We start from the raw sequence: 22,230 nt of genomic DNA, 5'->3' as shown, positions 1-22,230 counted from the left end.
CATGTTTGGTGGCGATAGCGGAGGGGTTCCACACGTACCCATCCCGAACACGACCGTTAAGCCCTCCAGCGCCGATGGTACTTGGACCGCAGGGTCCTGGGAGAGTAGGACGTCGCCAAGCAACAAGCAAAAGAGACTATGATCTTCATAAGATCATGGTCTTTTTTTGCGTTAAAAGGCAGTGGGATTTTATTTAAATTGAGCTTGTTATAAGTTTAACTGGATAAGTGGATATTAACTAGTAATAAGAAGACGGTTTTAAAATAATTTAGTACCAGGTATTAGTATCTGGTGTTATAATGTGAATAAGGATTACAAAGGAGAGTGATCAGATTGTTGAATTCAAAAGCTAAGCTTACGGCCTTTGGCACTTATGTACCTGAACGGATTTTGACGAACGCTGACTTGGAGAAGCTTGTGGATACCAGTAACGAGTGGATTGTACAGAGAACGGGTATGCATGAAAGACGCATTGCGGCTGAAGATCAATATGTATCTGATTTATGCATACAAGCTATTACACGTATGATTAACCTGTATGACGTAAATATAAACGATGTTGAGATGATCATTGTAGCGACGAGTACACCTGATTACTACTTTCCGAGCACGGCTTCACGTATTCAGGCTCATTTTGATATTCCGAATACAGGGTCAATGGATATTAGTGCAGCATGTGCAGGTTTTTCCTATGGACTTCATTTGGCAAATGGCCTTATTACGGGTGGTCTGCATCGTAAGGTGCTAGTAGTGGGAGCCGAAACGTTGTCCAAAATTACAGATTATACGGATCGGACGACGTGTATACTTTTTGGAGATGGTGCAGGGGTTGCGCTTGTTGAATATGACGAGGATGAAGGATCATTTTTAACTTCAGATATAGGTACTTATGGGCATGGGGGAGCACATCTTTACCGAGTGGGATTATCTGATCATTTGGATGGAGAGAAGCTGCAAGACCATGGATTTATTGCTCAAAATGGACGTGAGGTTTATAAATGGGCTGTTCGCTCTGTTCCAACGGGAATCGAACGATTATTGGATAAGGCAAATATGCAGAAAGAGGATCTTGACTGGTTTGTACCTCATAGTGCTAATTTGAGAATGATCGAGTCCATATGTGAAAGAAGTACAGTACCTTTGGAAAAAACGCTGACAAGCGTAGAATTGTATGGCAATACATCGGCGGCATCCATCCCGTTGGCTTTGCAGTGTGGTTTGGATGATGGACGTTTACGGTATGGACAACATGTGTTGTTATATGGATTTGGGGGAGGACTTACCTATGCAGGTCTGCTATTAAAATGGAGTGTGCCTGATTTGTAAGCTGGTCCTAAGCGGTGTAAAGCAATTGCAATAGTATGTACGAACATGTTAATAAGAGCCGTTGCATTAGAATTTATCGGATCATGGCAGGATGGTATAATTAACACTATGAGAGAAAGGAGCGTAACATGAAGGTATTGGTATTAGCAGAAAAACCATCCGTGGCCAGAGAGATAGCACGTGTGATGGGTAGCCGCGAGAAGCATAAAAGTTATATAGAAGGACCCCAGTACGTAGTGACGTGGGCACTGGGACATTTGGTCGGCTTAGCAGAGCCGGAGGATTACGATTCTAAGTATGCGACTTGGAATTTGGAGGATCTGCCTATTCTTCCGAAGAGTTCAAAGTTAAAGGTACTGCGTGAAAGTAATCATCAGTTCAAAGCTGTGCAGCAACTCATGAAGCGGCAGGACATTGGAGAGCTTATCGTGGCAACAGATGCTGCTCGCGAAGGAGAATTGTTGGCACGCTGGATCATTCAAATGGCAAACTGGAAAAAGCCCTTCCGACGCTTATGGATCTCCTCACAGACAGACAAGGCGATTAAGGCAGGTTTCGCAAAGCTATTGCCTGGTCAGCAGTTTGATCGTTTATATGAATCGGCTCGCTGTAGAGCTGAAGCAGACTGGATGATTGGTCTCAATGTAACTCGCGCGTTGACTTGTCGTTATAACGCCCAACTTTCGGCTGGAAGAGTGCAGACACCAACGCTGGGGATGATTATGGAGCGTGAGAAAGAAATTACCGAATTCCGTTCTCAGGAATATGATACTTTGACGGCGGACTTCGGCGATTTTCAGGCAACTTGGCGGGCAGAAAACGGGGATTCACGCATGTTTGACCGTACTCAAGCAGAGACTTTGCGCCGTAGGCTTGAGGGGGCCAAAGGCACAGTTGCCAGTGTTAAAAAGAGCGAAAAGAACGAGCCTCACCCGCTGGCGTATGATTTAACGGAGCTGCAAAGAGATGCTAACCAACGTTACGGCTTTTCGGCCAAACAGACGTCCAATCTGCTTCAGCGTCTGTATGAGCAGCATAAGCTGGTGACCTATCCACGTACGGACAGCCGTTATCTGACATCCGATATGGTGGATACCCTTAAGGAAAGGCTCAGTAGTGTAGCAGTAGGTCCGTATGCTTCCTTGGCACGCCCGCTATTGCGTAACAACCTGCCGATCACAAAGCGAATTGTGGATGACAGTAAAGTTACGGATCATCATGCGATTATTCCTACTGAGCAGACATTATTACTTAATCAGTTAAGCCCGGAAGAACGTAAGCTGTATGATCTGATTGCACGACGGTTTATCAGTCTATTCTATCCACCTGCACGTTATGATGCTGTAGCCGTATCAGTTACGGTGGAGCAGGAGACGTTTCACGTAAAAGGCACAACGGTAAAAGATAGCGGATGGCGTGCTGTATATGACGCGAACCATTATGATATGGATGATGAAGAAGCAGAGGATCGGGAAAACAATGGACGGGGCGTTATTTTACCTGAGCTGCAAAAAGGAGATTCCGTCCGGTTACAGCGTTGTCTTGTACGAGCTGGGCGAACGATGCCGCCGAAGCGGTATACGGAAGCAGCCCTGCTCGCTCAGATGGAAAAGCATGGACTGGGTACTCCTGCTACTCGTGCCGATCTGATTGAAAAGCTTGTCAGCTCGGATACGATTGAGCGTCAGGGGAACGTGATGCATCCAACCGGGAAAGGTAAGCAACTGATTGAACTGGCAGCTCCACAGCTTCGAACGCCTGAGCTGACGGCACGTTGGGAAGCGGAGCTGGAACGGATTGCTCGTGGTCAAGGACAACCGGAACCGTTTTTGAATTCTATTCGTGCTATGGCGAAAGAACTGGTTTCCACTGTGAAAAATAGCAGTGCGGAGTACAAGCCTCATAATGTGACGAATAGTCATTGTCCAGATTGTGGTACAAAGCTATTGGAGAAGAAGGGTAAGAAAGGCAAGTTCCTTGTATGTCCAAGTGCGGATTGCGGTTACCGTCGTTCAGGGGAAAAACGTTTGTCCAATCGACGTTGCCCGCAGTGTCATAAGAAAATGGAAATGAAAGAGGGCAAAGCAGGATTGTATGTAAGATGCCTGCCCTGCGGCATTACCGAGACGTTGGATAAGGACAAGCAACGGGTAAACAAACGGGAACAGCAAAAGCTAGTAAGACAATTTGAAAAGCAGGAATCTTTTGGCTCCAGTTTGGGTGATTTGCTAAAAGCTGCGATGGAACAAAAGCAGGGCAAATGACAGATGTCCATAAGCGCTGCAGTCAACATAATCAGTAGGTGCATGTCGGTATAAAAACGATCACTCCTTGGCATGGTAATCCGAGGAGGTGAGTATTTATGCCCAAACATAAACCGCTTAAAATCAATAATCAGCAAAATAAATCAAGCATACTGGAGGAGGAAATTGCTGCTCATCCAGAGAAGCAAGCGAAATATCCTCCAAGCTTGAATGGGATTCCCAAACAGCAGTCTTGATGCTGCGTGGGAGGGACGATGGATTACTGTATAGAACCAAGACGATTGGATATTAGATGAAGTAGTTATTAATGCTAGACTTGTCTTGCAAAAAAAAGCAGCAGTTACGGTGATCAACCGTAATCGCTGCTTCTTTTTCATAATAAGGATGTTGTATTTATTTGATTTGGGATAAATGTTCTTAGTATTCATTAAAGAAGGATTGAATTTGGTTAACATCGTGTGTTTGGGTCAAAGCAAGCATGAGCAAAATCCGTGCTTTTTGTGGATTAAGCGAATCGGTCGATACAAAGTTTGAAGCTGCGTCTTTTGTTGACGGGGACACTACTCCACTTCCCACTCGGCTGGAGCGGGCAATGATTATTCCTTTTTTACCTGCGGCCTCTGCGCCTTCTGAGGAGGTCTTGGACAAGGAACCATTACCGGAACCAGCTACGACAATACCCTTGGCACCAGCTGCTACGGCTGCATCATACAGATAGCGACCATTGTTTTGATATTCGTATAAAATATCTACTTGTGGCAGTTGAGTCAGGTTAGAGATGTCGAATACAGAAGAAGTCGTATGCTTGTGTGTGGATTTGTTGTAGTAGTACACTTGATCGCCCACAACAGCTCCAAGGTATCCCTGCTCCACAGATTTGAACGTATCGACTGCTGTTGTGTTCGTTTTGGTGATGTATCTTGCTGCACCGATACGGTCGTTCAGCAGGACGAGTACGCCCTGACCTTTAGAGGCCGAAGCCCCGGCGACTTTCACTGCATTATAGAGGTTGAAGGGACCATCGGCACTGATCGCAGTAGCTGGACGCATAGAGCCAACGACAACCACAGGCTTATCGCTTTTGATAACAAGATTGAGGAAATAAGCTGTTTCTTCTAATGTATCTGTACCATGTGTAATGACAATGCCATCTACATCGTCTTTGGCAAGCAGTTCATTGGTGCGTTTGGCAAGTTTTAAGAGGATCTCATTATTAACGTCGGGGCTACCTACATTAACAACTTGCTCACCACTGACATTTGCAATACTTTTCATCTCAGGAACGGCATTGATCAAGGTTTCCACACCCAACGCGCCTGCTTTGTAGCCGGTTGTATCCGTGTTGACGGCAGATGATCCTGCAATGGTCCCTCCTGTGGCAAGTATTTTAATATTGGGTAAATGATTGGTTTGAGGATTTCCGGATTTGTCCGACGTTGTAGTAGTAGAAGTAGGGGCAGTTGTACTGGTTGTAGCTGCTGTCGCAGCGTTGGCGGTAAATCCACCACTCCATAAGGTACTTCCGAGAATAAAGCTAGCCAACAGGGGAATCATCGTCATTTTTTTCATGTTAGTCATATAAAGCTCCTCTCCAATCTTAAACCTAATATTAATGATAGATTAACTGACAAAAATTTTGTCGAATTACGTTAATATCACGAATTATAGGGTGTAAAATTGTTTTTAGTCAACAGTTATGTTAGAAAATATGACTTTAGAACTTATTTATTATAAATGTAATCGCTTTATTACGTGTGGTAGGTGTATGTAGTAAGATGAACAGTCGGTTGTTTAAGGTAAAGACCACGGCTTGAATAAAAAATATTTGCAAAAACAAAACAACAAGCAGAAATCCGTAAGAGGTCCGCTTGTTGTTTTTGTTGAAGGGTGAACAACTGAGTTTACCTTTAACGTCATTCAATGAGAAGGACAAGGTGAAGTTGATATTTTACGTTAATAACATGGTTCTAAGCTGAATACAGATCCCATGATCAGGGGTTTTTGCTATGCTGTTTTGTCGGCAAGCTGGCGCTGGGAGTTCCTTTTCCTCGTTTGCGGTTGCGTTCTGCCTTTTTTGCATTTTCTCGCAGCTTTTCAACGTATTCATGGGTGCTTTCCATGGCAGTTCCTCCTTTAAGACGAAATAGATGCACTCGGGGATCGCCCTTATGCCACCTTACTATTTCCGCAAAAGCGCTATCCAAGTCAGGGGAGGCGTTGTTTCTGTAAAAGGGGTGGGGTTATAATGAGGGGGAGAACGCTATATAAGGCCTAATACCTGAACTTGGTACGGTGTGCAAAAGGAGGAGAGACATTGCAGACAGGCTTGTTGGTATGGCTGCTGTTTATCAATGCAGTAGGCTATCTGGTAATGTCGGAAGATAAAAAGAGAGCACGTAAACATCGTGATCGTGTACCTGAACGGACGCTGTTTTTCCTGGCCCTGATCGGGGGAGCCTTAGGCGTGCTAATAGCCATGTACCGTAAACGCCATAAAACACGGCATATGAGTTTCAGATTAGGTATTCCTGCGTTGCTATTCATGAACGCATTGTTGTATAGTTATTTTTTAAGGTAAGGCGAGGAGTTTAGCTTCTCATAGGGGAGTTTAATGATGAGTGAGAAGACTATTCCAGCCATCCAGTGATGTCATGGAATGAACAACCATAGGAATACATATTTCAGGCTTTGAATCAATAAACTGAATTAGGAAGAGGTGCATATTATGATATTTTCAAAAGTATTGCTTGCTTATGACGGTTCGGATGCATCCAACAAGGCTTTGTTAAAGGCGGCTGAATTGGTCAAGGCATCACCCTCCTCGAAGCTTGAGGTGGTAACGGCATTCGATTTTCCTCGGATCTTTATGGGCGAAGGTTTGGCTCCAATTCCGGCTTCAATAAATAAAGAATATTACGATTTGGCCGAACAAACTACGGATGAAGTTAAAAAACGACTTGCTGAGCAGGGTGTAGATGCCAAGGTGGAACTGATTCAAGGTTCTCCAGCCGAAGTCATTTTGGATTATGCCAATGAGAATGGCTTCGATGCGATTGTGATCGGCAGCCGTGGCTTGGGCGGTATTCGTGAATTTGTATTAGGTAGTGTGAGTCACAATGTGGTGCAGCATGCGCGCATTCCTGTGCTGGTCGTAAAATAACTGAATAAAAAAGTGAAAGTCGGTTTACTGCCTGTATAGGGAGTGCCGACTTTTATTTTTGTCAGTGGAATGCGGTACGCTCGCTGTTATCAGGATAGGTAATAGATAGCTAAACGTAATACAATAGTCCTGACCTGTGGGTATATAAGGGTGTTGATTTTGTTAAACACGAACATTCTATTGCATGATTATTGTAATGTTCGTTTTCAAGTTGACATAAGGTGTAGGGAATTGTTAAACTAGGAAGTGTATTGTCGATAAAAAATGAACTTTAGGTACAATTTAATAAGGTACACATGTTTGAGCCGAAACAAACCACGATCATACTTGTAAAGAATATCGATTGGGATGGAATAGGCACAATGCTAACTCGTATAATGCCGGGGATATGGCCCGGAAGTTTCTACCTGGAAACCTTAAATTTCCGGACTACGGGAGACATACGGCTGAAGCCGCATCGGATGCGGTGGAAGAGGCTTGCTTTTGGCATGCCTTTAAGAGGCTCTGTCGTTTGTTTTTTCGTAGTCCGGTGTCTTGAAAATAACGTTATTTTCGAGTGCCGGATTTTTGGCGCTTATTGATAAACAGGGAGTGAAGGACATGTCAGTGCAGGTCGCTGTCATTATGGGCAGCACATCAGACTGGGACACCATGCAGCATGCATGTGCTGTGCTGGACGAGCTTGAAATCGGATATGAGAAAAAGGTAGTTTCAGCCCATCGTACACCGGATTTAATGTTTCGTTTTGCAGAAGAGGCCGCCGGGCGTGGATTAAAGGTCATTATTGCTGGAGCGGGTGGGGCAGCGCATTTGCCAGGGATGGTGGCTGCGAAGACATCCTTGCCAGTCATTGGTGTGCCTGTCCAGTCGAAGGCTCTGAATGGTCTAGACTCCCTGCTCTCCATTGTGCAGATGCCGGGTGGTATTCCGGTTGCCACTGTGGCAATCGGTAAGGCAGGCGCTACGAATGCAGGGCTGCTGGCCGCACAAATATTAGGCGCTTTTGACGAAAAGATAAGTCAGCGGGTTGTGGCAAGACGCGACCGTATCCGTGATGAGGTGCTGGAAGGCAGTGACTCACTATGAATGAGGCATTTGAATCTGCAGATCGCATTCGTCCTCCAGGAACAACGATTGGACTTCTAGGAGGCGGACAGCTGGGCAGAATGCTTGTGCTAGCAGGGACAAACCTAGGATATCGCTTTGTGACGCTGGACCCTGCACCGGATAGCCCGTGTGGACAGGTGTCAGAACAAATCCGTGCTGCCTATGATGATGAGCATGCGGCCAGAGAGTTGGCTGGTCGGTGCGATGTGATCACGTATGAGTTTGAAAATGTGGACGCAGGTGTGGCTGCGCTTTTGGAACAGGAATCCAGCGTGCCGCAAGGCAGCAGTCTTTTGTACACAACACAGCATCGTCTTCGTGAAAAGCGTTCTATTGAAGCTGCTGGTGTCCCTGTCGCTCCGTATCGTGAAATTAGTAGTCCTGCGGATATGGTCCAAGCGGTAGCTGAACTGGGTGTACCGTGTGTGCTCAAGACAGCAGTCGGTGGTTATGATGGCAAGGGACAAGTGGTCATTCGCCAACCGGAGGAAGCTTTAGCCGCCTACGAACAATTGGCAGGAGGCGGTGCGGAACTGGTATTGGAACAGTTCATCCGTTTTCGCTGCGAAATCTCGGTGATTGTAGCTCGCAGCACGAACGGTGAAGCTAAAGCCTTTCCACCTGCGGAAAACATTCACGTAAACAACATTTTGCACACGTCGATTGTACCTGCGCGCGTGCCAGAACCTGTTCAGGAGGAAGCACGCAAGTTGGCGCTGGCTGTGGCAGAGTCGCTGGGTGCGGTGGGACTGCTCGCTGTGGAGATGTTTGTCACCGAAGACGGACAGTTGTACGTTAATGAGTTGGCACCGCGACCGCATAACTCCGGTCATTACACGATGGAGGCATGCGCCACGTCGCAATTCGAGCAGCACATACGTGCGATTTGCGGTTTACCCTTGGGCAGCACGAAGCTGCTGACTTCCGTCGTGATGGTCAATGTGCTAGGTGAGCATTTGGAGGACGTGGTTCGGCGGTTTGCGCAATCGGATGTTGAAGCTGAAAGGTTGGATGTTGTACCCAAGCTGCATTTGTATGGAAAAAGTGAAGCCAAGCCAGGCCGAAAGATGGGACATATTAATCTATTGTGCCAGGATGCGGAACAAGCGCTGGAATGGATTGAACAAACCAATATTTGGGGGAATAAATAGTTATGATCGAACGCTATAGCAGACCGGAAATGAGAGCGATTTGGACGGAAGAAAATAAATTTAAAGCGTGGCTGGAAGTAGAGCTGTGTGCCTGTGAAGCTTGGGCGGAATTAGGGGTTATTCCTAAAGAGGATACTGTGGCTCTGCGTAAGAATGCAAGTTTTGATATTGAACGGATCTATGAAATTGAGCAGGAGACAAGACATGATGTCATTGCTTTTACTCGCACGGTGTCCGAAAGTCTTGGAGACGAGCGCAAATGGGTACATTACGGTCTAACCTCTACAGACGTAGTTGATACGGCACTGGGCTACCTGTTAAAGCAGGCGAATGAAATCCTGGAACGCGATATCTTGAATTTTATTGAAATTTTGAAGGAAAAGGCATTGGCTTACAAGCATACACCAATGATGGGACGTACACATGGGGTGCATGCCGAGCCGACCACATTCGGACTGAAGATGGGATTGTGGTACGAGGAAATGAAGCGCAATCTGGAACGCTTTCGTTTTGCCGCTGACCAAGTACAATACGGTAAAATGTCCGGTGCAGTTGGGACATACGCCAACATTGACCCGGCCGTAGAAGAATTTGTATGCCGCAAGCTGGGTACCAAGCCTGCACCGATTTCTACACAGACGCTACAGCGCGACCGTCATGCCGAATACATGGCAACATTAGCGTTGATTGCCACATCGTTGGACAAATTTGCTACAGAAGTCCGTGCTCTGCAAAAAAGTGAATTCCGTGAGGTGGAGGAAGCCTTTGCCAAGGGTCAAAAAGGATCTTCCGCGATGCCGCATAAACGCAATCCGATCGGAAGTGAAAACATCTCCGGTCTGGCACGTGTGATTCGTGGGCATATGGTATCGGCGTATGAGAACGTAACCCTATGGCATGAACGCGACATTTCGCATTCTTCCGTAGAACGCATTATTCTGCCGGATGCCACGATGCTGTTGAACTACATGCTGAACCGCTTTGGCAATATCGTGAAAAATCTGACGGTCTTCCCTGAAAATATGAAGCGCAATATGGCGCGTACGTACGGCGTACCGTTCTCCGGTCGTATTATGACGAAGCTGATCGATAAAGGTTTTAGTCGTGAAAAAGCTTACGATACCGTGCAGCCACGTGCCATGCAGGCATGGGAAGAGCAACGCCAGTTCCGCGATATCGTTGAGGCGACCCCGGAAATTACTGCCGTGCTCAACGCAGATGAAATCGAGGATGCTTTTAACCCAGCCTGGCATCTGAAGAACGTGGATACGATCTTCAAAAAGCTGGGATTAGGGGAATAGGAGGAAGGTTGGTGCTTTGGTGAGGCCGCTGCGCGAACGGATCATTCTTCCGATTGCTGTTGCCCCTGGATTCCTGAATTGGAAAACCTGCAAAGGTTGGAATCCAGAGGCAAAGGCAAGCGCTAACGCTTCTTCAGAACGATTCCGTCCGCTCCGCTGCTTTCCAGCACCAACCTGCGTGTGGGAGCAGAACTAGGGAAGGTGCGGCACATAAGATGCCGCACCACCCCAAGAGCGATAGATAAGCGTGTTTCACTGCTTTTCCATCGTAAAGGAACGTGCTCGCGAGGGCTGCCGAATTTGCGTAGCAAACAGCCCGTGGCCCTCACGAGCACGCGCAGGCTCAAGATGCAAAGCCTTGAGCCACCGTATCCGTGCGCAGTGTAGCACATGCGCACAACAGGCGAAGCCAGAATGCTCGCTGCACGGCATGCCGTGCTACGGCCACGGGCCGAATGGTATTGCGGCGGCATACGCGTAAAAACGCTATTTTGTACCGACGTAAAAGCGTTGCTGGATGAAAGCTTGTGCCAACAAGCCTTCATCCGGCGAAACGCGCTCATACCACTCGAGTCACATAATAAACGCCCTCACCCGGCTCACCAGCCAACCTTGCGGGAGTCCCGAGGGCAGCAGCCCTGGGAGTTCTCCCTGAGGGGAGGATTTAGGAGGGGCAAAGGTTGATTTAGGAGGGGCAACTTCTATGAAAGAGGTGTAATGAAATGTCATTGTCTACTGCCGAAGGTCTGATCCATGCGCCGCTCTTGTACAAAGGCAAGGTGCGTGAACTGTATGATCTCGGAGAGCATTTTCTGATTGTCGTGACGGACCGAATTTCGGCTTTTGATTATGTGTTAGAGCCACCCGTGCCCGAAAAGGGAAATGTGCTGAATAAGCTCAGCGCTTTCTGGTTTGAGCAGACGAAAGACTTGTTGGAAAACCATGTCGTGCACACTGATGTGAACAAGCTCGGGCATGTGATCGACGAACAGAATAAAGCGTTGCTGAAGGACCGGATCATGGTCACGCTGAAGGCTGAACGCATCGACATTGAGTGTGTGGTGCGCGGATATATTACCGGAGGCGGCTGGCGTCAGTATGAGCAGAACGGTGAGGTGAACGGCATTCCATTGCCAGAGGGGCTACGTAAAAATGAGCGCTTTCCCAAGCCTTTATTTACACCGGCTGCAAAAAATGATGTTGGACACGACGAGGACATTTCACTTCATCAAATGAAAGAACTGGTCGGGGTGGAACTAACAGGTGAGCTTGAGGAAAAGAGCTTGGCGTTGTACGAATTTGCACGTGCTTTCTGCGAGAAGCGGGGGATTATTTTAGCCGATTGCAAGTTTGAGTTTGGTCTTGTTAACGGTAAGGTGATTCTGATTGACGAGATTTTCACGCCAGATTCATCCCGTTTTTGGGCCCAGGAAAAGTATGAGCTGGATGTTGAGATTGACAGCATGGACAAGGAGCCGGTACGAAGCTATTTGGCATCATCTGGTTGGGACAAGAATAGCGAGCCCGATCCATTGCCTGCTGAGGTCGTAGAAGAAACAACTGCAAGATATACGGATATTTGGCGGCGTCTGACGGCACAGTAAATAGTAATCATAATTCAACCAATAGGATTCACTCATTCGGAGGAGGAACTGAAGGAACATGATGAAAGCAACAGTCTATGTCACGATTAAGCAAAGCGTTTTGGACCCGCAGGGGGTTGCGGTGCAAGGCGCACTGCATTCTATGGGTTTCGGAGAAGTGGACAGCGTCAGAATTGGTAAGTATATGGAATTGAATCTGGATACAACAGACCGCGAGATTGCTGAAAAGCGCATCATTGAGATGTGCGAAAAGCTGTTGGCCAACACGGTCATTGAAGACTACCGCTACGAACTGGAGGGCTGATTCCATGAAATTTGCAGTTCTGGTTTTTCCGGGCTCCAACTGTGATATTGACTGCTATAAGGCGGTAGAGGACACGGTCGGTGAACCTGTCGATTATGTTTGGCATACTGCGACGGATCTGTCGCCTTATGATTGTATTCTTGTTCCAGGAGGCTTCTCCTACGGGGATTACCTGCGTTGCGGCGCGATTTCCCGGTTTGCTCCGGTGATGAAGGAAGTTGCGAAAGCGGCTGCCGAGGGCAAATATATTTTGGGTATTTGCAACGGTTTTCAAATTCTGACCGAAGCCGGTCTGTTGCCAGGGGCTTTACGCCGTAATCTGTCGATGAAATTCCTATGCCGGGATACGGTGTTGCAGGTTGCGAATAACCAAACACCTTTTACTAAAGATTACGCCGCTGGTGAAAAGATCGTCATTCCGATCGCACACGGCGAAGGCAACTATTACTGTGATGATGAGACGCTGGCTCGCTTGCAGGCGAATAACCAGATCGTATTTACGTATAAAGATAATCCAAACGGTTCCATGACGGATATCGCAGGGATTTGTAATGAACAAGGAAACGTGCTGGGCATGATGCCTCACCCTGAACGCGCGGTGGACGCATTGCTCGGAACGGATGACGGCAAACGTATGTTTACATCTATTTTGAACGCATGGAGGGATCGACATGGCGCAGCAAGTGTCCGCTAAGGAACCAACGGCAGAGCAGGTTGCCGAGCATAAACTGTACCAGCAGATGGGTGTGTCGGATAGCGAATATGCGTTGATCTGTGAATTCATGGGACGTCAGCCGAATTATACGGAGATTGGTGTATTCAGTGTCATGTGGTCAGAGCATTGTGCTTACAAAAACTCCAAGCCGTTATTGCGTCGTTTTCCAACGAGCGGTCCACGAGTGCTGATGGGACCCGGCGAGGGCGCAGGCATTGTAGATATCGGTGATAACCAAGCGGTTGTATTTAAAATCGAAAGCCATAACCATCCGTCGGCTGTGGAGCCTTTTCAAGGGGCAGCGACTGGGGTAGGCGGTATCATCCGTGATATTTTCTCCATGGGTGCAAGACCCGTTGCGGTGTTGAACTCTCTGCGTTTTGGCAAGCTGGAGAGCGACCGTGTGAAATATTTGTTCGAGCATGTGGTATCTGGTATTGCGGGCTACGGGAACTGTATCGGTATTCCGACTGTAGGTGGCGAGGTTGTATTTGATGAAAGCTACGAAGGCAACCCGCTCGTTAATGCAATGTGTGTCGGACTGATTGACCATGATAAAATCCAGCGTGGTGTTGCTAAAGGGGTCGGTAACCCGGTGTTCTATGTGGGCCCACCGACAGGTCGTGATGGGATTCACGGAGCGACATTCGCATCGGTTGAGCTGACAGAAGAATCTGAAGCGAACCGGACTGCGGTTCAAGTAGGCGATCCTTTTATGGAGAAGCTGGTTATGGAATCATGTCTGGAACTGATCGATAGTGGTATTGTGCTGGGTATTCAGGATATGGGTGCCGCAGGACTTACCTGCTCTAGCGCAGAGATGGCGAGTAAAGCTGGCAACGGCCTGGAGCTGTATCTGGATCAGGTACCGCAGCGTGAAGAGGGTATGACACCTTATGAAATGATGCTGTCTGAATCACAAGAACGGATGCTGTTCGTAGTAGAGCCTAAGGATGAAGCACAGGCACTGGAAATTTTCGAGCGCTGGGGCGTTATTTGTGCCAAGGTCGGTAAAGTGACGGATGACGGTCGTTTGCGTTTGTTCCATCACAATGAAGTGGTCGGAGATATGCCAGTGACGGCACTGGTTGATGAATGCCCGATTTATGACAAGCCTTCCGAAATCCCCGCTTATTATGAGCAAAATGCTGCTATTGACACACTTCGTTATGCAGAAGTGACAGATTTGAACGGTGCGCTGAAAAAGGTGCTGTCTTCACCAAGTGTAGCTAGTAAGAAATGGGTATACGAGCAGTATGACTACATGGTTCGTACGAGTACAGCCGTTCGTCCGGGATCGGATGCAGCTGTAGTAACCGTGCGTGGAACTCGTAAGGGGCTCGCCATGACGACAGATTGTAACGGACGTTATGTATACCTGGATCCAGAGGTAGGCGGACGGATTGCAGTTAGCGAAGCAGCACGTAACATTGTATGTTCTGGCGGCGAGCCTTTGGCGATTACAGATAACCTGAACTTCGGTAACCCTGAAAAGCCGGATATTTTCTGGCAAATGGAAAAAGCCGTAGATGGTATGGCTGAAGCTTGCCGTGTACTGGATACACCTGTTATCGGGGGTAATGTCAGCTTGTACAACGAAAATACCAAAGGCTCCATCTATCCGACGCCTGTTGTTGGTATGGTAGGTCTGGTACATGATACAGATCATATTACGACACAAGGCTTCAAAGCCGAGGGTGATGTGATTTTCTTGGTGGGGGAAACGAAGGCCGAGCTGGGAGGTAGCGAGTTCCAAGCTGTCGTACACGGTGTATCCGAGGGACGCCCTCCTGAGCTGGATTTGAACGTAGAGAAAAAGCTGCTGACTGCGGTACTGGGAGCGATTCAGGGCGGATTGGTACAATCTGCGCATGATTTGGCAGAGGGCGGATTGGCTGTAGCGCTTGCGGAATCCGGGATTAGCGGCGGATTGGGAGCACAGGTCAACGTAGAAACGACTTTGCGTCCTGACCATGCCTTGTTTAGCGAAAGCCAGTCCCGTATTTTGTTATCTGCATCGCCGGATAAAGCGTCTGCGCTGGAAGCACATCTACGTGGTTTGGAAGTGCCAGTTACCGTATTAGGAAAAGTTGAAGGATCACAATTGACAGTTGAGGTGAACGGACAACCCGCTTTGAACGAGGCAGTCGCCAGTTTGAAGCAAATCTGGGAGGATGTCATTCCATGTCTGATGAAATAACAGCACGGACGTTGTGGACTGGAGATTATTATAATGAAGGCTCTGGTAAAGAGGGGCTGTTTGATAAATTAAAAGAGGAATGCGGCGTATTCGGTGTGTATAGACACTCCGATGCCGCTTCCCTAGCATATTACGGATTGCATGCACTCCAGCATCGTGGGGAGGAAAGTGCAGGCATCTGTGTGAGCAGTGGTGACGAGTTCCATTATCATCGTGGTATGGGTCTTGTAAAAGAAGTATTCAATAAAGATTTGATGGCTTCGCTGACAGGCGATATTGCCATAGGACATGTGCGCTACTCGACAAGTGGAGACAGTAAGCTGACGAATGCACAGCCTTTGGTGTTCAAGTATCGTGATGGCGATTTGGCAGTAGCCACGAACGGGAATATCGTGAATGCTTTGCAAATCCGGCATGAGCTGGAGCAGGGCGGGTCTATTTTTCAAACGACCAGCGATACAGAAGTAGTAGCACATTTGATCGCACGATCGTCCAAGGATTTGGTGGAGGCCGCTAAGGATGCATTGAAGCGTATTGTCGGCGGGTTTGCTTTCCTTATTATGACCAACGACAAGCTGCTCGTGGCTTCCGACCCCAATGGTCTGCGTCCAATCACGATGGGCAGACTGGGAGATGCTTATCTGTTCGCATCCGAGTCTTGTGCCCTGGAAACGATTGGGGCAGAGTTGCTGCGCGATATCGAACCGGGTGAGCTGTTGGTGTTGGACAAAAATGGACTGCATGAAGATCGTTACACGGAAGAAAAGCACCGTAAAGCGCTATGTGCGATGGAATATATTTATTTTGCCCGGCCTGACAGTGACTTGAATGGTTCTAATCTTCATGCTGCACGCAAAAGAATGGGCAGCCAGATGGCGCTGGAAGCTTTTGTTGATGCAGATTTGGTTACCGGTGTACCGGACTCCAGTATTTCGGCTGCGATTGGTTATGCAGAGCAGACAGGTATTCCTTATGAGCTGGGCATGATTAAAAATAAATACACTGGACGTACCTTCATTCAGCCGAGTCAGGAGCTGCGCGAGCAGGGTGTGAAAATGAAGCTGAGCGCTGTACGCCGCGTTGTTGAAGGTAAACGAGTCATTATGATCGACGATTCTATCGTCCGGGGCACTACATCCCGTCGAATCGTGAATATGCTGCGTGATGCGGGAGCGTTGGAGGTACATGTACGTATTACCTCGCCGCCTTTCAAAAACCCGTGCTTCTACGGTATTGACACGCCGGATCGCCGGGAACTGATTGCTTCATCTAAAACCGTCGAGGAAATTCGTGAGGAAATTAACGCCGATTCGCTTTACTTTATGAGCGCCGAGGGTTTGATTGCCGCTGTAGGTGGATATAACGAACAGGATTACAAAGGCGGCTTGTGCCTAGCTTGTTTCGATAATGATTACCCGACTCAGGTAGATTTCAAAGGCGAAGAGAAGTTCGGATGTAGTTGTTAGTATAGGGAACAAAAGAGGTACTAGCGCCATATAATGCGGTTCTGAGGGGGCTACTCCGCGTGTGGAAGGTTCTTACGATCGCTGTTGCCGCTGGATTCCTGGATTGAAATAATCCCTTACAGGGTTGGAATCCAGCTGCAAAGGCGAACGCTTTCGCTTCTCCAGAATCCTTCCACCCGCTGCGTTTCTCAGGTATGCAGCATTATTGCAGCAGTGCCTGTACCTCTTTGGTTCCCACCAAGAAGAGGATAGGTAAGGCAGTTAAAAACTCATGGCATAACTATTTCATGCCATGAGTTTTTAGCGGAGCGGTGACTCGTAAAAAGTCACCCTGCTCTTGTAAGGTTGAGCCGCGAAGCGAAGCTCAATAGCAGGCAAGGCAAAGCTGCCTGCCTCAAAGGGCAAAGAAGTAAGCCGCCCGTTGGCGCTGCTCACTTCTTTGCCCGGCACGTCCCCGCCTTTGCGAAGCAAACAGCCCGGGACGTGCCCCCGCCGCCGTGAAGGCGGCAACGCACCAAAGCGTGTCCTTGTGAATTACGGGAATGCCCCGCAATTCACAAAGGAAAGCACGCGACTCACAGCACGAACCATACACCAAGCAGCACCCAACCCTACGCATCTGACCGACTCTTGAGAGGTCCAGGGGGAGCAGCCCCATGGAATCCTCTCTGTTAGGGAGGACTTAGGAGGGTCAATCATTTGAAGGAGTGTTCATGAATGTCCGAAGCATACAAAAATGCAGGGGTAGATATCGCTGCCGGTAATGAAGCAGTAGAACGGATGAAAAAGCACGTTAAACGTACCTTCCGTCCCGAAGTGCTGACGGACTTGGGCGGATTCGGTGCGTTGTTCGGCCTGAATAAGGATAAGTACGAGGAGCCTGTACTCGTTTCCGGTACCGATGGTGTCGGCACGAAGCTGAAGCTTGCTTTCGCAATGGATCGTCATGACACCATTGGTATCGACGCGGTTGCGATGTGTGTAAACGACATTGTCGTCGGGGGCGCGGAGCCACTCTTTTTTCTGGATTACCTCGCTTGTGACAAGGTTGTGCCCGAGAAAATTGAAGCTATAGTCGCTGGAATCGCAGAGGGATGCCATCAATCGGGCTGTGCGCTGGTCGGCGGTGAAACCGCAGAAATGCCAGGGATGTATAGCGAGGGTGAATATGATATTGCCGGATTCACGGTAGGGATTGTAGATAAAAGTAAAATCATCAACGGCAGCTCCGTTGCCCCTGGAGATACCGTTATTGGGCTGGCCTCCAGTGGAGTTCACAGTAATGGCTTCTCACTGGTTCGCAAGCTGTTATTGGAACAGCAGGGCTATGATTTGCATGATGAAATCGAAGGCTTAAACGGCAAACTGGGCGATGTACTGCTGGAGCCGACGAAAATTTACGTGAAATCCGTTTTGGCATTGCTGGACAAGGTAAAAGTAAAAGGTATGGCGCATATCACAGGTGGTGGTTTTATTGAAAATATCCCAAGAGTGTTACCGGATCACGTCAATGTGGATATTGAATACGGCACTTGGCCGATTTTGCCGATCTTCCAGCTCATGCAGGAAAAAGGTGCAATCTCCAACAGAGACATGTTCACAACCTTTAATATGGGGATTGGCATGGTAATCGTTGTAGGCGAAGAGCATGCACAGACTGCACTGGAAGTTCTGAAGGAACAGGGCGAAGCTGCCTATGTGATCGGAAAAGTAACGGAAGGCAGTTCTATCGTGACCTTTACGGGAGCCGAGGTGTAATGAACGAGTACCGGATTGCTGTTTTTGCATCAGGCGAAGGGACGAATTTTCAGTCATTGGTGGATGCCGCTGCGCGAGGAGAACTGGGCGATGCCTCGGTAGAATTGCTCATCTGTGACAAGCCTGCGGCTCCTGCCGTAGCTAGAGCACAGAAAGCTGGAGTTGCGTGCCATACCTTTCGACCCAAGGAATATCCTTCTCGAGAAGACTATGAGCGTGAACTGGTGGCTTTACTGGAGCAGAAATCAATTGATCTCATCGTGTTAGCTGGCTACATGCGTTTGCTATCCAGCGTCATGGTCGATGCCTACGCAGGAAAAATCATTAATATTCATCCGTCACTACTTCCGGCATTTCCAGGGAAAGATGCTGTTGGACAGGCATTGACCTATGGTGTCAAGGTAAGTGGCGTCACCGTTCATTTTGTGGACGGGGGCATGGATACGGGAGCTATTATTGCCCAGCGTGTCGTGGAGGTTAGCGACCATGATACTGCGGAATCCTTATCCGCAGCCATTCAATCCGTAGAACGTCAGCTATATCCAGAAGTAGTTGGAAAATTAGCCCAAGGCAAAATCCAATTAAATGGTCGCAAAGTGATTTCACTTCTCTAAGAATGATTGTAATTTGTCATATCATTGTTATATCAAGGATGCTGTACAGGCATTTTCCGATATTTCTCGGGAAATAAAATGATAAAAGAGAATTTTGCAAAATTCTGAAAGAGCTAAAGGAGGAGACAGGGTGAGTATTAAAAGAGCGCTCGTCAGCGTATCGGATAAGCGAGGGATCGTGGAATTTTGCCGCGAGTTGTCCAAATTGGGTGTGGAGATCGTTTCGACAGGGGGAACGAGCAGCTTGTTGTCGAAGGAGGGCATTCCTGTCATCGGCATTTCCGAGGTAACGGGTTTTCCTGAAATTATGGATGGACGTGTTAAAACACTCCACCCTGCGGTACACAGCGGCTTGCTGGCTGTTCGGGATAATGAAGAGCATCAGCGTCAGATGAAAGAGCTTGGATTGGGTTATATTGATCTGGTCGTTGTGAATCTGTATCCTTTTGCGGAAACGATTGCCAAACCCGGTGTAACTTATGAGGACGCGATTGAAAATATCGACATCGGCGGGCCAACGATGCTTCGTTCTGCGGCAAAAAATCATGCTTTTGTCAGTGTGGTGGTTGATGCTGATGACTATAGCACAGTGTTGGAGGAAATTCGTAAGGATGGCGATACGGAGCTGAATACCCGTAAGCGTTTGGCTGCAAAAGTGTTCCGCCATACGGCGTCATACGACGCTTTGATATCCGATTATTTGTCGAATGTGACAGGTGAGCCGTTGCCTGAGCGTTACACTGTAACCTATGAAAAAATCCAGGATTTGCGTTATGGCGAAAATCCGCATCAGCAGGCGGCATTTTACCGTGAGCCATTGGCGGCAAAGGGTACACTGACAACAGCGAAACAACTTCACGGCAAAGAGCTGTCTTACAATAACATCAATGATGCTAATGCAGCTTTGCAAATTGTCAAAGAATTCAGCGAACCTACAGTAGTAGCAGTTAAGCATATGAATCCTTGCGGTGTGGGAATTGGCGGCAGTATTTATGAAGCGTACAGCAAGGCGTATGCAGCTGATCCAACCTCGATTTTTGGCGGCATCGTAGCGGCTAACCGGATTATTGATGGTGATACAGCAAATAAGCTGAGTGAGATCTTTTTGGAAATTGTACTGGCACCGGGATTTACGAAAGAAGCATTGGAGATTTTAACGAAAAAGAAAAATATTCGTTTGCTTGATTTGGGTGAGCTTTCCCGGTCTGAACAGGTGGAAAGCCGCTTCGTCGTGACTTCCATTGAAGGTGGCATGGTCGTTCAGCAAAATGACATTCACGCTGTAGACTCGGATGCACTTACAGTTGTAACGGAGCGGGCACCATCCGAGGAAGAACTGAAACAGCTTTTGTTTAGCTGGAAAGTGGTTAAGCATGTGAAATCCAACGCCATCGTACTGGCGGCAGATAATATGACCATTGGCGTAGGCGCTGGACAAATGAACCGTGTCGGTGCGGCCAAGATTGCTATCGAGCAGGCTGGTGACAAAGCAAAAGGTGCCGTACTGGCATCCGATGCATTTTTCCCGATGGGCGATACGTTGGAGTTGGCAGCTAAAGCAGGCATCACAGCAGTTATTCAGCCGGGCGGCTCCATCAAAGACGAAGAGTCCATCAAGGTTGCTAACGAATACGGCATTGCCATGGTCTTTACAGGCGTACGTCATTTCAAGCACTAACTTGTATGAGTTGAGGATGCAGCAGCATTTTCACCTGAACAATCTTAATGGGAGCGGGAGGAATCACCTGAATGGATATTTTGGTTATCGGAGGGGGCGGCCGCGAACATGCAATTGTGTGGTCGCTGAAGAAAAGCCCCAAGGCCGGACAAATCTATTGCGCACCAGGCAATGCTGGTATCGGACAGTTAGCGGAGTGTGTGCCGATTCCGGTGAGTGACTTTGACGCGCTGACAGAACTGGCGGAATCCAAAAAGGTCGGACTTGTCGTGGTTGGCCCCGATGATCCGCTGGCAGATGGCATTGTGGATGCTTTTGAAGCGAAAGGCATTCCCGTATTCGGACCGCGTAAAAATGCAGCGGAAATTGAAGGTAGCAAAATCTTCATGAAGGATTTGCTCCATAAATATCATATTCCGACAGCAACCTATCGTAAGTTTTATACTTACGAGGAAGCACATGCATACTTGAAGGAGCAACCGATCCCGATCGTCATTAAGGCAGACGGACTGGCGGCAGGCAAAGGGGTAACGGTCGCTTACTCGATGGAGGAAGCGGAAAAGGCTCTCTCTGACATTATGGTGGCCAAGGTGTTTGGCGAAGCCGGGGCACAAGTCGTGATTGAGGAGTTTCTGGCTGGTCAGGAAATGTCGATTCTCTCCTTTGTCGATGGTGAAACGGTTCGTCCGATGGCCGCGGCGCAAGACCACAAGCCTATTTTTGATGGTGACAAAGGGCCAAATACAGGTGGCATGGGTACGTATTCTCCATTGCCTCACATAGCCAATTCCATTATTGAGGAAGCTATTGAGACGATTATTAAACCGACGGCCAAGGCCATGGTTGCTGAAGGGCGTCCATTCCGAGGTGTATTATTTGCCGGATTGATGATTTCGCCGGACGGCAAGCCGAAGACCATTGAGTTTAATGCACGTTTCGGGGATCCGGAAACTCAAGTGGTTCTGCCTCGTTTGAAATCCGATCTGCTCGATATTTTTCTCGCTGCTGTAAATGGCACGCTGGATCAGGTGGAGATCGAGTGGAAGGACGAAGCGGCAGTGTGCGTGGTGCTGGCATCCGGAGGTTATCCTGCAGCTTACGCCAAAGGCGTACCTATCCACGGATTGGAACAGGTAGACGAAGCTATTGTATTCCATGCTGGAACGGGCATCAACGAACAGGGTGAGTGGGTAACGAACGGAGGACGCGTACTAGGCGTGGTTGGCTTGGGGCGTGACATTGCCGAGGCACGTGACAAAGCTTACGAACAGGCGGATCGTATTACCTTTGAAGGTAAACAAAACCGTACGGATATTGCGGCAAAAGCATTGCTGTAGCAGCAACATATAGGATAAAGAGAACCTCTGTGGAGGTTCTCAGATTGTCGAGAAACCCCGTCATTTTGAGACGTGGGTTTCTTTTTCACATCATAATGCTCTGGTCTCTGGAGAAGCAGGGGGGGTTACCCCTGTTTCTCCAGGCGATCTAGGTGGATCGCCATCTTCTTCATGTTCTGCACGGCTGCCGTCATAAGGGCTTGTTCCCTGACGTTTGGAAGACCGCGCAAACGGCAATAGCGAAA

Annotated in this window: 22 protein-coding genes, 1 rRNA gene and 1 riboswitch; of the genes, 19 read left to right on the top strand and 4 right to left on the bottom strand. The window is 48.2% G+C overall.

Annotation, left to right across the window (positions count from 1 at the left end; genetic code table 11):
- The first annotated feature begins 4 nt into the window (after window positions 1-4).
- From rrf to ACWA2B_RS27470, 4 genes are all read left to right on the top strand, one after another.
- Window positions 5-121 (top strand): 5S ribosomal RNA (rrf, locus tag ACWA2B_RS27485).
- A 212-nt stretch (window positions 122-333) separates the two neighbouring features.
- On the top strand, window positions 334-1,326 hold the full coding sequence (locus ACWA2B_RS27480) for a ketoacyl-ACP synthase III (protein ID WP_029516043.1): 993 nt from the start codon (window positions 334-336) through the stop codon (window positions 1,324-1,326).
- Window positions 1,327-1,454: 128 nt separating this feature from the next.
- Entirely contained in the window at window positions 1,455-3,590 is a 2,136-nt protein-coding gene (locus ACWA2B_RS27475; protein WP_340954258.1) for a DNA topoisomerase III, read from the top strand.
- 98 nt (window positions 3,591-3,688) lie between these two features.
- The gene (locus tag ACWA2B_RS27470; protein WP_016819760.1) at window positions 3,689-3,826 is read left to right on the top strand and encodes a hypothetical protein; all 138 of its coding nucleotides are present in this window, start codon (window positions 3,689-3,691) and stop codon (window positions 3,824-3,826) included.
- Between the two features lie 181 nt (window positions 3,827-4,007).
- Here the strand turns inward: ACWA2B_RS27470 and ACWA2B_RS27465 are convergent, their stop codons facing one another.
- Complete coding sequence (locus ACWA2B_RS27465; protein ID WP_342425656.1) at window positions 4,008-5,168, bottom strand: type II asparaginase; 1,161 nt, start codon at window positions 5,166-5,168, stop codon at window positions 4,008-4,010.
- A gap of 413 nt (window positions 5,169-5,581) precedes the next feature.
- Window positions 5,582-5,710, bottom strand: coding sequence for a DUF4023 family protein (locus tag ACWA2B_RS27460; protein WP_013308788.1), 129 nt, complete (start codon window positions 5,708-5,710; stop codon window positions 5,582-5,584).
- A gap of 194 nt (window positions 5,711-5,904) precedes the next feature.
- On the opposite strand from ACWA2B_RS27460, the gene ACWA2B_RS27455 reads away from it, so the two are divergent.
- From ACWA2B_RS27455 to ACWA2B_RS27430, 6 genes are all read left to right on the top strand, one after another.
- Window positions 5,905-6,168, top strand: a complete 264-nt coding sequence (locus tag ACWA2B_RS27455) for a DUF1294 domain-containing protein (protein ID WP_342434846.1) — start codon at window positions 5,905-5,907, stop codon at window positions 6,166-6,168.
- Window positions 6,169-6,315: 147 nt separating this feature from the next.
- Entirely contained in the window at window positions 6,316-6,750 is a 435-nt protein-coding gene (locus ACWA2B_RS27450; RefSeq protein WP_061832065.1) for a universal stress protein, read from the top strand.
- 350 nt (window positions 6,751-7,100) lie between these two features.
- Window positions 7,101-7,202: riboswitch (purine riboswitch) on the top strand.
- A 148-nt stretch (window positions 7,203-7,350) separates the two neighbouring features.
- Entirely contained in the window at window positions 7,351-7,836 is a 486-nt protein-coding gene (purE, locus tag ACWA2B_RS27445) for a 5-(carboxyamino)imidazole ribonucleotide mutase (RefSeq protein WP_014279837.1), read from the top strand.
- Window positions 7,833-9,008, top strand: coding sequence for a 5-(carboxyamino)imidazole ribonucleotide synthase (gene purK / locus ACWA2B_RS27440; RefSeq protein ID WP_449292848.1), 1,176 nt, complete (start codon window positions 7,833-7,835; stop codon window positions 9,006-9,008). Before purE ends, purK begins: the two co-directional genes overlap by 4 nt.
- A gap of 2 nt (window positions 9,009-9,010) precedes the next feature.
- Complete coding sequence (gene purB / locus ACWA2B_RS27435) at window positions 9,011-10,309, top strand: adenylosuccinate lyase (RefSeq protein ID WP_307354042.1); 1,299 nt, start codon at window positions 9,011-9,013, stop codon at window positions 10,307-10,309.
- A gap of 16 nt (window positions 10,310-10,325) precedes the next feature.
- Entirely contained in the window at window positions 10,326-10,505 is a 180-nt protein-coding gene (locus ACWA2B_RS27430; RefSeq protein WP_449292847.1) for a hypothetical protein, read from the top strand.
- Between the two features lie 56 nt (window positions 10,506-10,561).
- On the opposite strand, the gene ACWA2B_RS27425 is transcribed toward ACWA2B_RS27430, so the two are convergent.
- A complete protein-coding gene (locus ACWA2B_RS27425; protein ID WP_449292846.1) occupies window positions 10,562-10,741 on the bottom strand; it encodes a hypothetical protein in 180 nt (59 codons plus the stop codon).
- A gap of 290 nt (window positions 10,742-11,031) precedes the next feature.
- Here ACWA2B_RS27425 and ACWA2B_RS27420 point away from each other — a divergent pair, with 290 nt between their 5' ends.
- Genes ACWA2B_RS27420 through purF form a run of 5 tightly spaced genes read left to right on the top strand, consistent with a single transcriptional unit; the run spans window position 11,032 to window position 16,598 of the window.
- Entirely contained in the window at window positions 11,032-11,913 is an 882-nt protein-coding gene (locus ACWA2B_RS27420) for a phosphoribosylaminoimidazolesuccinocarboxamide synthase (protein ID WP_318628462.1), read from the top strand.
- 58 nt (window positions 11,914-11,971) lie between these two features.
- On the top strand, window positions 11,972-12,217 hold the full coding sequence (purS, locus tag ACWA2B_RS27415; RefSeq protein WP_165150837.1) for a phosphoribosylformylglycinamidine synthase subunit PurS: 246 nt from the start codon (window positions 11,972-11,974) through the stop codon (window positions 12,215-12,217).
- Window positions 12,218-12,221: 4 nt separating this feature from the next.
- On the top strand, window positions 12,222-12,911 hold the full coding sequence (purQ, locus tag ACWA2B_RS27410) for a phosphoribosylformylglycinamidine synthase subunit PurQ (protein WP_029516035.1): 690 nt from the start codon (window positions 12,222-12,224) through the stop codon (window positions 12,909-12,911).
- Window positions 12,889-15,132 (top strand): phosphoribosylformylglycinamidine synthase subunit PurL, encoded by a 2,244-nt coding sequence (gene purL / locus ACWA2B_RS27405; protein ID WP_039272360.1) that lies wholly within the window; start codon window positions 12,889-12,891, stop codon window positions 15,130-15,132. The genes purQ and purL overlap by 23 nt, the downstream gene beginning before the upstream one ends.
- Entirely contained in the window at window positions 15,117-16,598 is a 1,482-nt protein-coding gene (gene purF / locus ACWA2B_RS27400) for an amidophosphoribosyltransferase (RefSeq protein WP_029516033.1), read from the top strand. The genes purL and purF overlap by 16 nt, the downstream gene beginning before the upstream one ends.
- A gap of 300 nt (window positions 16,599-16,898) precedes the next feature.
- On the opposite strand, the gene ACWA2B_RS27395 is transcribed toward purF, so the two are convergent.
- Window positions 16,899-17,108, bottom strand: coding sequence for a hypothetical protein (locus tag ACWA2B_RS27395; protein ID WP_449292845.1), 210 nt, complete (start codon window positions 17,106-17,108; stop codon window positions 16,899-16,901).
- A gap of 207 nt (window positions 17,109-17,315) precedes the next feature.
- Between ACWA2B_RS27395 and purM the strand changes: the two genes are divergently transcribed.
- The 4 genes from purM to purD all read left to right on the top strand — a co-directional run bounded on the left by purM (window position 17,316) and on the right by purD (window position 21,985).
- Window positions 17,316-18,356 (top strand): phosphoribosylformylglycinamidine cyclo-ligase, encoded by a 1,041-nt coding sequence (purM, locus tag ACWA2B_RS27390; protein WP_209950368.1) that lies wholly within the window; start codon window positions 17,316-17,318, stop codon window positions 18,354-18,356.
- The gene (gene purN / locus ACWA2B_RS27385) at window positions 18,356-18,970 is read left to right on the top strand and encodes a phosphoribosylglycinamide formyltransferase (protein WP_209950367.1); all 615 of its coding nucleotides are present in this window, start codon (window positions 18,356-18,358) and stop codon (window positions 18,968-18,970) included. The genes purM and purN overlap by 1 nt, the downstream gene beginning before the upstream one ends.
- 130 nt (window positions 18,971-19,100) lie before the next feature.
- Window positions 19,101-20,648 carry a bifunctional phosphoribosylaminoimidazolecarboxamide formyltransferase/IMP cyclohydrolase gene (gene purH, locus ACWA2B_RS27380; protein ID WP_209950366.1) on the top strand — a complete coding sequence of 516 codons (1,548 nt, stop codon included), beginning with the start codon at window positions 19,101-19,103 and terminating at the stop codon, window positions 20,646-20,648.
- Between the two features lie 71 nt (window positions 20,649-20,719).
- Entirely contained in the window at window positions 20,720-21,985 is a 1,266-nt protein-coding gene (purD, locus tag ACWA2B_RS27375; RefSeq protein ID WP_449292844.1) for a phosphoribosylamine--glycine ligase, read from the top strand.
- Window positions 21,986-22,230: the final 245 nt, after the last annotated feature.

The organism is Paenibacillus sp. CMM36, from assembly GCF_053570945.1.
Note: the sequence above shows the minus strand (reverse complement) of the source record. Positions and strands in the feature narration are given on the sequence as shown.